Annotated in this window: 1 protein-coding gene and 1 pseudogene; both read left to right on the forward strand. The window is 44.5% G+C overall.

Features of this window, described 5'->3' with window-relative positions; all coding sequences use genetic code 11:
• Nucleotides 1-37 precede the first annotated feature (37 nt).
• Nucleotides 38-925, forward strand: coding sequence for a cytidine deaminase (gene cdd / locus R7E00_RS24240; RefSeq protein ID WP_318124797.1), 888 nt, complete (start codon nucleotides 38-40; stop codon nucleotides 923-925).
• 147 nt (nucleotides 926-1,072) lie between these two features.
• A pseudogene (locus R7E00_RS24245) lies at nucleotides 1,073-1,201 on the forward strand (phosphoribosylglycinamide formyltransferase 2); the annotation flags it as partial.

The following is a 1,201-nucleotide window of genomic DNA, read 5'->3' on the forward strand; positions in this document are numbered from 1 at the left end:
CATAGAATAACTGTCCATGCAATAACAAGGATTCAACATGAAAAGTCGCATTGAACAGGCGCTAGCAAGCGCTCCTGAAGCACTTTCAAAACAACTTGCTCCTATCGTCCTAGCCGACGATTTTGAGGCTACTCTTTCAGCGCAGCAGTTTGAGCAATTGCTTTCAGCTACCAGCCTATCAGATAAAGAGCTGCGTGTTGCTCTACTTCCTTTTGCCGCTGCATATTCTTACGCTCCTATTTCTGAGTTCTATGTTGGTGCAATTGTTCGAGGCTTGTCTGGCCGTCTGTACTTTGGTGCAAACATGGAGTTCTTTGGTGTTCAGTTAGGCCAAACTGTTCACGCAGAACAATCTGCAATTAGCCACGCTTGGATGAAAGGCGAACACGGTGTCAAAGACATCACCATCAACTTTAGCCCTTGTGGTCACTGCCGCCAGTTTATGAACGAACTGTCGACTGCTAAAGAGTTGAAAGTTCAGCTACCTGAGCGCGACGAAAAGTCATTACATGAATACTTACCAGAAGCCTTCGGTCCAGCAGACCTTGGTATTGAGTCTGGTTTGATGACCGAAGTAAAACACCAATTTGTGTGTGATGATGAAGACGCATTGATTCAACAAGCCGTCGAAGCGATGAACATGAGCCATGCGCCGTATACCAATAACCTCAGTGGTTTGGCATTAGAGCTCGCGAACGGTCGTGTGTTTAAAGGTGCTTATGCAGAAAACGCCGCATTTAACCCAAGCCTTCCACCGCTACAAGTAGCATTGATTCAAGTGTTGTTGGCAGGCGAAACCTTCGACAGCATTAAGGCTGCCGCTCTAGTGGAAAACTCTAAGGGGAAAATCAGTCACCTAGCAGACACACAGTCTACGTTAGAAGCGCTAAACCCAGATATTCCCGTCAGTTTTGTTAACGTATAAAATTCACTAATATGTCATTAAAAGCTCTACAACATGTAGAGCTTTTTTATTGACAAAAAACCACAAGCAAACGTTTGCTTCGCAATGAAAAATCAGTATGATCCCCTGCAATTTCTGTCTCATCACTTTATTTTGTAAGGGAACACTATGTTCGGTACTGCAACCAGCGCAAATGCTACCCGTGTATTACTATTAGGCTCTGGTGAGCTTGGTAAAGAAGTGGCAATTGAATGCCAACGACTAGGTCTAGAAGTGATTGCTTGTGACCGTTATGCA

Origin of the sequence: Vibrio sp. Vb1755 (assembly GCF_033338635.1) — a bacterium.
GTDB classification, from domain to species: Bacteria; Pseudomonadota; Gammaproteobacteria; order Enterobacterales; family Vibrionaceae; genus Vibrio; species Vibrio alginolyticus.